Source organism: Vibrio sp. 1401 (assembly GCF_033340295.1).
In genome coordinates, this window is the sequence record NZ_JAWOWF010000004.1 from 178,026 (window position 1) to 186,686 (window position 8,661).

The window sequence follows — 8,661 nt, forward strand, 5'->3', positions numbered from 1 at the left end:
GCCGTTCATCGTTTTACCAAGCCAAGTGTATGGCGTAGTAGCGGCTGCTTAAAAATAGAAAGGTTATCCATCGCTGCTAAGGCAGTATTTCGGCCAATTCGCATCGCGGGTAAATCATTTGAAAAAACATGCACTAAGGCACTGGTTAGCCAAATAGTTTCGCTTCGATCTGCTTCTCTACGTTGACTAAAGCGCATCAGGCCTTGATAAAGACCCACATCCTCACTTTGCTGCACAATTTCTTCTGCTAGTGAGACTACATCGCGAATACCGAGATTAAAGCCTTGTCCAGCTATCGGGTGCAGCGTTTGCGCCGCATTTCCAACAATTGCAAAGCGATGTGAAATATTTTGCTTTCGATGGCGAAGAAGCAATGGGTAACTTGCACGACGCCCCACTTTTTTCATCGTGCCTAAACGCCAACCAAAATCGTTCTGTAAATGCTGGAGAAATGCTTGATCAGATAACTCAAGAACGGCTTGGGCTTCTTCAGGGTGCAAACACCAAACTAAGGACATTCGATTGTCACTCATTGGCAATAAAGCAACAGGGCCATTTTCAGTAAAACGTTCAAAGGCTCTACCTTGATGAGGTTCTTGAGTCACAATATTGGCAATGACAGCCACTTGTTCAAAATCTTGCTCAGAAATTTCTAGACCAATTTTCTGACAACAGGTCGAAACAGCACCATCTGCAGCTACCAACAGTTTTGCTTCAAGTTGCTCACCACTTTTCAACGCCACATGGGTACAGTTTTGCTCGCGCTCGATATCGGTAACGGAGTCAGGACAAAACAGCGTAATGGATTCGCTGCTGTCTAATAATTCTTGATATACACGCCCAACATCGGCTAATTCTACAACATACCCTAGAGCTTCAACCCCAACCTCTTGCTTGGTAATCTCCGTCATCCCAGCATGAGAACGGTCAGAAACGTGGATATGTTCAATGGGGGTGACAAACGGTTCTACTGACGTCCAGAGCTGTAGTTGACGCAACAGATTGACAGTACCGTAAGACAATGCGATTGAGCGAGAGTCAAAACCAGGGTGCATATCTGATTGTGCTTTAAAAGGCTCAACGACTGCAATGCGGAGCTTTCCCTGAGACAAATGGTCAATCGCCAATGCTAACGTTGCACCAGCCATGGCACCACCAGCAATGACTACATCATATTGCTTCATACTAACCTCTGGACAGTCTACGATTAGTGAATAGTAGGTTTTTTGTCGCTGCTTTCAGGACGAACACCAAATTCAGCATGAATCGTTAGTACGCAAGCTTTGATGTGCTCAATCACTTGCTCTAGCAATTGCGCTTGTTCACCAAGATCGTCATCTTCATCGATGCCTAATTTGGCAATCTCTTCTAAGTCAGCCAGTGCTTCTTTAGCGTCATCAGATGCTTTATTAAGAGCAACGCCTGCTAGACCTAGCCCAGAAATAAAGTGGTTTACAAAGTCGGACACACTGTCGGCTAATGCGAATAAGCCTTCTTCGCCCGGCTCATCTGGCAATAATAAAGACAGCTCCATCGACGTGCCAGTTAGTTCATTGACAGTAACAGTGAATACGCTTTGAGCAAAAGCTAGCGCGGTAGAAGGCCAACCCATACCATCATTGGTGTAGTCAAACAGAATAGGCTGCCAAGTTTGATCATTAATCGCCAATCCACCACTTAACATGCCGACAAATAAGCCATGTAATTCCGCAGGTGTTACTGCTAGGCTTGCAGATTGCAGTTCAGCAGCAATAGATTGGTATTCAGGAAGGGTGATTTCACTCATAACTTGGCTCATTCTTGCGTAATAATGTATTGGTATATCCTACCATCAAGGTTAGTGGTCTGAAACGGCTATCAAATTCAATTTTGGACAGCATTTGTTCAATTTGCCCAATTCCTGTGTGATCTCGTCATCATTTCTCTTTCTGTGATGGGAAATGCTTGAATCTTAATAGCGGTTTTCCTATAGTTTGCTCCTCGGTAGTTGTATGAAGCAACACCTTAGATAGCGCGAATATAGAGTTTATTCATCATGAGCAATCAAGCGATCGACGTTGAAATATTAGGCAAACTTACACGAGTGAATTGTCCGACAGGACAAGAAGAGTCTCTTGTTGCAGCGGCAAAAGATCTGGATCGCCGATTGAAAGAAATGAGCGAACGTACTAAGGTAACCAATGAAATCCAACTGCTGACCTTTGCTGCATTGAATATTTGCTATGAGTTGCACACCAAGTCATACGAATCCAATGGTCAACAGCAAGAAATTACTGAGCGAATGGAAAAGCTCACCGCGTCTTTAGAGAACGCACTAAGCAAAGTTACGCAAGGACAGCAGTAAATACAAAATTTACCCTGGGGTGTGCGTCAGCAGGATTTAAGTCCCTGAGCCGATAAGCAATACCTAAGGGTTAGTATTTGGTAACTATTGAGCAAGCTCGGCATGCACCGAGAAGCCTACGGTTGTCATTGCTGATCCGCCTTGAACCAGCTGGTTCAAGGGCCACAATCCTCAACGGCACCCTGGGGTATTCTCTCTATGTCAGACCTCTCTCGACAAGACTTCCGCAAACTGATTCGTGAAAAGCGCAACGCTCTGTGCAGTGATACACAATACCAAGCGGGAATCGACCTTATTACTCAATTTTCCCAACTTCCTGAAATCGAGCAGGCGCAACATATTGCCATCTACCTTTCTGCAGACGGTGAGCTTGATACTAAACCGCTCATTGAATGGTTATGGCAACAGGGAAAATCGGTTTATCTGCCCGTCATCCATCCCTTTTCTAAAGGTCAGTTACTGTTTCTTCAGTATATAAGTGATGAACAGCTCGTCTACAACAAGTACGGCATCTTAGAGCCCAAGCTCGATATCAGACACCTCAAACCCGTTCGCCAGCTTGATTTAATCTGCACGCCTTTAGTTGGGTTCGACAGCATCGGACACCGCTTAGGCATGGGCGGAGGGTACTACGATCGTACTCTGTCACGTTGGTTTATAACTGGAGAGGGAGCTAAACCTGTTGGTATCGCTCATGACTGCCAACATGTAGAACGCTTACCAATTGAAAGCTGGGACATTCCATTACCTAAGATCGTGACCCCAAGCCAAATATGGCAATGGGAAAGTGACAAGTAAGCCGCTATAATCACGCCCGCAAACGTTAACGAACATCTATTCAGGAGATTGGCATGACTCAAGATGAAATGAAAAAAGCGGCTGGTTGGGCAGCACTAAAATATGTTGAGAAAGGCAGCATTGTCGGTGTTGGTACTGGCTCTACCGTGAATCACTTCATCGATGCACTAGGCACTATCAAAGATGATATTAAAGGTGCAGTGTCTAGCTCTGTCGCTTCAACTGAGCGCCTTAAAGAGCTTGGTATTGAAGTATACGAGTGTAACGATGTAATGAAGCTGGATGTGTATGTTGATGGCGCAGATGAGATCAACCCAGCACGTGAAATGATCAAAGGCGGCGGCGCGGCTCTGACTCGTGAGAAAATAGTCGCAGCAATCTCTGATAAGTTCGTATGTATCGTTGACGGCACTAAAGCAGTTGACGTACTTGGCCAGTTCCCATTGCCTGTTGAAGTAATCCCAATGGCACGCTCTTACGTGGCTCGTGAATTGGTAAAACTAGGTGGTGATCCAGCTTACCGTGAAGGCGTTGTGACTGACAACGGCAACGTGATTCTGGATGTGCACAATATGCAAATTACCAACCCGAAAGAAATGGAAGACAAAATAAACGGCATCGCTGGTGTGGTGACTGTGGGTCTTTTTGCTCATCGTGGTGCAGACGTAGTGATCACTGGCACACCAGAAGGTACAAAAATTGAAGAGTAAATAACAGCCTAAAATGAACCTATCTGGTTCACTTTTCTGTTATTTCATTACATACGGTGCTGCAAGGCACCGTTTTTTATTCCTTTCTATAAGAAAATTATCTCTTATTCCGTAATTTTCTTACCCAAAGCAATTTTTTTTTGTTACTTTATTGAACAGAAGACGCACAGGGAAACGTTTGTCTTCCTACAAAACTGTTAATTATCCCCTTTTTAATAGTTTTGCCCAATGTGCGCCACATTAGCCCACCTTTCCATTTTAAGGACGAGAAAAAATGGCCAAAGTTTCACTGGAAAAAGAAAAGATTAAGATCCTCTTGTTAGAGGGACTCCACCCTTCTTCAGTTGAAGTTCTTCAAGCAGCTGGTTATACCAACATTGAATACCATAAAGGTTCCCTTCCGGAAGAAGAACTAATTGAAGCGGTAAAAGACGTGCACTTCATTGGTATCCGCTCCCGTACGAACCTATCCGAAGAGGTAATCAATGCGGCGAACAAGCTGGTTGCAATTGGCTGTTTTTGTATTGGCACTAACCAAGTAAACCTAGACGCAGCAGCAAAACGCGGTATTCCTGTCTTTAATGCACCATTCTCTAACACTCGAAGCGTGGCAGAGCTTGTACTTGGGCAAATCCTTTTACTAGTGCGTGGTATTCCTGAAAAGAATGCTCTTGCACATCGCGGTATTTGGAAGAAAAGTGCAGACAACTCTTACGAAGCTCGTGGTAAGTGCCTTGGCATTATCGGATACGGTCACATTGGTACGCAGCTTGGTATTATTGCCGAAAACTTAGGTATGCGCGTTTACTACTACGATATTGAGAACAAACTGTCCCTTGGTAATGCGACGCAAGTACATACCATGAGTGAACTATTGAACAAATGTGATGTGATTTCTTTGCACGTTCCCGAAACACCGGAAACGAAAAACATGATGGGTGAAGCTGAATTTGCTCGAATGAAACCAGGTTCCATCTTTATCAACGCGGCACGTGGCACCGTTGTGGATATTCCTGCACTTTGCCATAGCTTAGAAGCTGGTCACCTTGCCGGCGCTGCAATTGATGTATTCCCAACTGAACCAAAAACAAATGCTGACCCGTTCGAGTCTCCTTTACAAAAATTCGATAACGTCATTCTCACTCCACACGTTGGTGGTTCAACGCAAGAAGCACAAGAGAATATCGGCTTAGAAGTGGCGGGCAAACTGGCTAAGTACTCTGATAACGGCTCGACACTTTCAAGCGTAAACTTCCCTGAAGTGTCATTGCCAGAACACAGTGGTGAGTGCTCTCGTCTGCTTCATATTCACAAGAACCGTCCTGGTATTCTAACTCAGATCAACACCATCTTTGCTGAAGAAGGCATTAACATTGCCGCGCAGTACCTACAAACAGCCGCTGAAATAGGCTACGTAGTGATCGACGTTGAAACTGAACGAGCAGAAGAAGCTCTAACAAAGCTCAAAAACATTGAAGGCACAATCCGTGCTCGTATCCTTCACTAAACAGTGAAACAGAAACGACAAAGGCAGGGGTTGTAACTCCCTGCCTTTTGCTTTTTACTGTTTGCTAAGCCTTACTTTAGCTTATAAATGACATCGACTTGATCGCGAATGATCATGGTTGAATCTTGGTAGCTATTCGCTCCTTCTTTACTATCCATCGCCATTGAACGCATTAACACAGGCTGAACGTGCATCTGTCTGTAATTGATCTGCCATACATCGCCCAACTTTTTCTCAAAACCAGTCGCTAATGACCCTGCTTTTTCTCTTGCGTCCTTAATCGCAGCCATTCGTGCCTTTTGCTGATACTCGGCTTGGTTGCTTACCTTAAGTTGAATATTATCAACCTGATTAATTCCCGCTTCTAACGCCATATCTAGGTATTGGTTAAGGTTTTTCAGCTCCGTCACCGTGACATCAATACTGCGAGATGCTCGATACCCAACAAGTTCTGCTTTTCCTGATTTAGGGTAATGGTACTGAGGAGCAAGGTATAAATTCGAGCTAGTAATATTGTCTTTTGACAAGCCGGCATCCGATAAGCTTTTTAGAAACTCTTCAACGGTTTTATCTACGGACAATTTCGCTTGTTCGGCCGTCATTGTCGTATCGACTACTTTTACAGAAAACGTAGCCATATCAGGTGTGGCCGTCACTTCGCCATACCCCGTTGTCGTAACATGAGCAAACTCTGGCGTATTCGCCAAAACTGAAGCACTGGTAAGGCTGAGTGCTGAAGCCAGCAAAAATGAATACAATTTCATTCAATAAATCCATCCATACAAAATTAAGTACTTAATCTCAGATTCCAACATCACTATCATGGCTGAGAAAGCGTGTGGTTTCATAATAGAAACTTCCGCCGATTATCCAAGCACCCATAGTGACTTCTAACACAACTTTGACTATGTAACATTGGCGTAATTTTTAAACAAAACACACTAAGTTAACGATATGCAGCTCTGACAAACTTATTGAGGTAGATGCTGCTGCGCATACCCCACTATCGCGTGTGAGATTTCTTGTAATACCCCAGTTTCTAACTGCCAGTGGTGCCAATAAATCCGATGGGACATTAAAAAACCTGGAGTCACATCAACCAACACACCTCTGTCTAATTCGTCGGTAATTTGCAAGCGGGGGATCAAGCAATAAGCAACACCAGCTAACGCCACTTTTAGAAACGCTTCAGAACTACTGATGTTGTGATGAATAACGCTGTCAGGATTGACGTTAAAATGCTCGGTAAGAAATGTTTTATGTAGATCATCATATTGGTCATATGAAACGGCCGGTGCTTTTGCCAATGTCTGATTATTTACGCCTTTAGAAAAATAACGCTGATAGAACTCTGGGCTCGCGACACAAACATAATCGATGCGACCTAAATAGTCTGCTCTGCATCCGGGGATTGGCTGGGACTCCAAGCTGATCGCTCCTGTCACTTCGCCACTTTTGAGTTTTTCAATAGAGCGGTATTCACCATAGATAGTCAGTTTTAGTTCAACTTGACGCTGCTTCATAACATTTTGCAGCGCTGGCAGTAGCCATGTTGCAAGGCTATCTGCATTAGTCGCTAAAGAGAGTTGCACAGGTCGCGTACTGGTATCATTTTTTAGTTCGGGGAGAATTTCATGCTCTAGCAAGCGTACTCGCCGATAAAGACCCAACAATTTTTTACCAATTGGCGTTGGCTTAGGTGGCTGGCTTCGAATTAAAACAGGCTGCGCGAGAAACTTCTCTAACTGCTTGATACGTTGAGAAATGGCGGATTGAGAAACAAATAAATGCTCGGCAGCACGCTCAAAGCTACCCTGATAAACTATAGCGTCTAATGCCTCAATCCATTTGTAATCTAACCCTCGCATACCTTTCCTCTCACTCTTGATCAAACGCCTCCCGTTAAATTAGTCTATCTAATGTAAGATTAAAATCATTAATTATACTTATTTAGATAAACGCTTTATCTTTCCCTTTTCTGTAAATGTATTTGTTATTTTGAAGTGAGGTGAAGTGTGAGCTTGTGGGTTCTATTGCAAGGTTTTGGTTTAGGAGCATCAATGATCATTCCGATCGGCGCGCAAAATGCGTATGTTTTGAATCAAGGCATAAAGCGTAACCACCACCTAACAACCGCCACTATTTGTAGCGTGCTAGATATGATTTTCATCTCTCTAGGTATTTTTGGTGGTGGTGCAATTCTGTCTCAAAATGAAATCTTACTGACGTCGGTGACACTTGGTGGTATTGCTTTCTTGAGCTTCTATGGACTGCTCTCACTAAAAAGTGCTTTTAAGCCAGAGAGTGAATCGGAATCAAAAGGGGAGATCGTAGCTCGAGGTCGTCGAACGGTTATTCTAGGTGCGTTAGCCGTCACTGTGCTTAATCCGCACTTATATTTAGATACTGTCGTTATTCTAGGTTCGATCGGTGGACAATTTGAAGGCCATGATCGCATTGCTTTTGCACTAGGTACGATTATGGCTTCCTTTGTTTGGTTCTACACTTTATCGATAGGAGCAGCCAAACTAGGTCCAACACTCTCTAAACCAAAAGTGAAAAAAACCATCGACATTGCAATCGCAATGATGATGTTCACAATCGCATATATCTTAGCGAGTGAGCTTATTGATAAGTATTGGTAATCACCAGGTAGTAAGGCAGCAAAGACATGGAGTCACTAAAACGTATTTATAACAACAATAGAGAGCGATTCAACGCGCTCTCTATTCCTTTTCGGGAATGGCAGCACGAAGCCATCTTAGACTTTGAGACAGATATACGCATTGCGAGAGAGCTTGGTTGGACGGGTACGCATACCAAAAGCCTCTTTTTAACCCTCAAAGGACAAGGTTACGCGGTTTATCTGACAGATAAGGACTCGCGCCTCGATGCCAAGCAGATTAAAGCGATTACAGGTAAACGTCCCTCTATTTGTAATGACGATGAAATGGTCGAAGTGTTAGGTTGCGTACCCGGCGCGGTTTGCCCAATAGGCTTACCGGAATACATCACTATCATTGTTGATACCAATCTCTATCAACATCAAGAGTTGCTCTATACGCCTGGCTTACCTGAGTTCACATTTGGATTTGCAGGTAAACATCTAAAACGCCTCTTACTTGCTGGTCATCACACCCTTTACGAAATATAAAAAAGCGAGGCCTATTGGCCTCGCTTTTGAATATCGACTTGTGCCGTCCTAAATAAGGTTGACACTTTCTACCCCCAAAATTGGAGAGTGTTATGAAATCAACAACTAAAAGAACTCAGCGCGATTACTCCCTCGCTTTTAAACTCAC

At 43.8% G+C, this 8,661-nt stretch carries 10 protein-coding genes and 1 other RNA gene; 7 read left to right on the forward strand and 4 right to left on the reverse strand.

What is annotated here, in order from left to right:
- Window positions 1-5: 5 nt before the first annotated feature.
- Window positions 6-1,184, reverse strand: coding sequence for a 2-octaprenyl-6-methoxyphenyl hydroxylase (gene ubiH, locus R7Z77_RS04050; RefSeq protein ID WP_033907446.1), 1,179 nt, complete (start codon window positions 1,182-1,184; stop codon window positions 6-8).
- Between the two features lie 23 nt (window positions 1,185-1,207).
- Complete coding sequence (locus R7Z77_RS04055) at window positions 1,208-1,786, reverse strand: YecA family protein (protein WP_033907447.1); 579 nt, start codon at window positions 1,784-1,786, stop codon at window positions 1,208-1,210.
- A 249-nt stretch (window positions 1,787-2,035) separates the two neighbouring features.
- Between R7Z77_RS04055 and R7Z77_RS04060 the strand changes: the two genes are divergently transcribed.
- The 5 genes from R7Z77_RS04060 (at window position 2,036) to serA (ending at window position 5,359) form a co-directional block, all read left to right on the forward strand.
- Window positions 2,036-2,344, forward strand: a complete 309-nt coding sequence (locus R7Z77_RS04060) for a cell division protein ZapA (RefSeq protein ID WP_005384553.1) — start codon at window positions 2,036-2,038, stop codon at window positions 2,342-2,344.
- Window positions 2,345-2,352: 8 nt separating this feature from the next.
- Window positions 2,353-2,537, forward strand: a non-coding RNA gene (gene ssrS, locus R7Z77_RS04065) — 6S RNA.
- A gap of 5 nt (window positions 2,538-2,542) precedes the next feature.
- On the forward strand, window positions 2,543-3,142 hold the full coding sequence (locus R7Z77_RS04070) for a 5-formyltetrahydrofolate cyclo-ligase (protein ID WP_025768838.1): 600 nt from the start codon (window positions 2,543-2,545) through the stop codon (window positions 3,140-3,142).
- A gap of 53 nt (window positions 3,143-3,195) precedes the next feature.
- Entirely contained in the window at window positions 3,196-3,852 is a 657-nt protein-coding gene (gene rpiA, locus R7Z77_RS04075; protein WP_053304138.1) for a ribose-5-phosphate isomerase RpiA, read from the forward strand.
- A gap of 274 nt (window positions 3,853-4,126) precedes the next feature.
- Window positions 4,127-5,359, forward strand: a complete 1,233-nt coding sequence (serA, locus tag R7Z77_RS04080) for a phosphoglycerate dehydrogenase (protein WP_017821632.1) — start codon at window positions 4,127-4,129, stop codon at window positions 5,357-5,359.
- 71 nt (window positions 5,360-5,430) lie between these two features.
- On the opposite strand, the gene R7Z77_RS04085 is transcribed toward serA, so the two are convergent.
- A complete protein-coding gene (locus R7Z77_RS04085; protein WP_064377011.1) occupies window positions 5,431-6,123 on the reverse strand; it encodes an oxidative stress defense protein in 693 nt (230 codons plus the stop codon).
- Between the two features lie 207 nt (window positions 6,124-6,330).
- Entirely contained in the window at window positions 6,331-7,227 is an 897-nt protein-coding gene (locus R7Z77_RS04090; RefSeq protein WP_005380990.1) for a LysR family transcriptional regulator ArgP, read from the reverse strand.
- Between the two features lie 147 nt (window positions 7,228-7,374).
- Here R7Z77_RS04090 and R7Z77_RS04095 point away from each other — a divergent pair, with 147 nt between their 5' ends.
- Window positions 7,375-8,004, forward strand: a complete 630-nt coding sequence (locus R7Z77_RS04095) for a LysE/ArgO family amino acid transporter (protein ID WP_025998531.1) — start codon at window positions 7,375-7,377, stop codon at window positions 8,002-8,004.
- A gap of 26 nt (window positions 8,005-8,030) precedes the next feature.
- Window positions 8,031-8,513, forward strand: a complete 483-nt coding sequence (locus R7Z77_RS04100) for a YbaK/EbsC family protein (RefSeq protein ID WP_005380994.1) — start codon at window positions 8,031-8,033, stop codon at window positions 8,511-8,513.
- Window positions 8,514-8,661 lie beyond the last annotated feature (148 nt).

Bases quoted from the DNA above. Each gene is read 5' to 3' on its own strand.
- R7Z77_RS04085 (WP_064377011.1), bottom strand. From the start codon at position 6,123: ATGAAATTGTATTCATTTTTGCTGGCTTCAGCACTCAGCCTTACCAGT.
- ubiH (WP_033907446.1), bottom strand. From the start codon at position 1,184: ATGAAGCAATATGATGTAGTCATTGCTGGTGGTGCCATGGCTGGTGCA.
- R7Z77_RS04060 (WP_005384553.1), top strand. From the start codon at position 2,036: ATGAGCAATCAAGCGATCGACGTTGAAATATTAGGCAAACTTACACGA.
- R7Z77_RS04090 (WP_005380990.1), bottom strand. From the start codon at position 7,227: ATGCGAGGGTTAGATTACAAATGGATTGAGGCATTAGACGCTATAGTT.
- serA (WP_017821632.1), top strand. From the start codon at position 4,127: ATGGCCAAAGTTTCACTGGAAAAAGAAAAGATTAAGATCCTCTTGTTA.
- R7Z77_RS04100 (WP_005380994.1), top strand. From the start codon at position 8,031: ATGGAGTCACTAAAACGTATTTATAACAACAATAGAGAGCGATTCAAC.
- R7Z77_RS04055 (WP_033907447.1), bottom strand. From the start codon at position 1,786: ATGAGTGAAATCACCCTTCCTGAATACCAATCTATTGCTGCTGAACTG.
- R7Z77_RS04070 (WP_025768838.1), top strand. From the start codon at position 2,543: ATGTCAGACCTCTCTCGACAAGACTTCCGCAAACTGATTCGTGAAAAG.
- rpiA (WP_053304138.1), top strand. From the start codon at position 3,196: ATGACTCAAGATGAAATGAAAAAAGCGGCTGGTTGGGCAGCACTAAAA.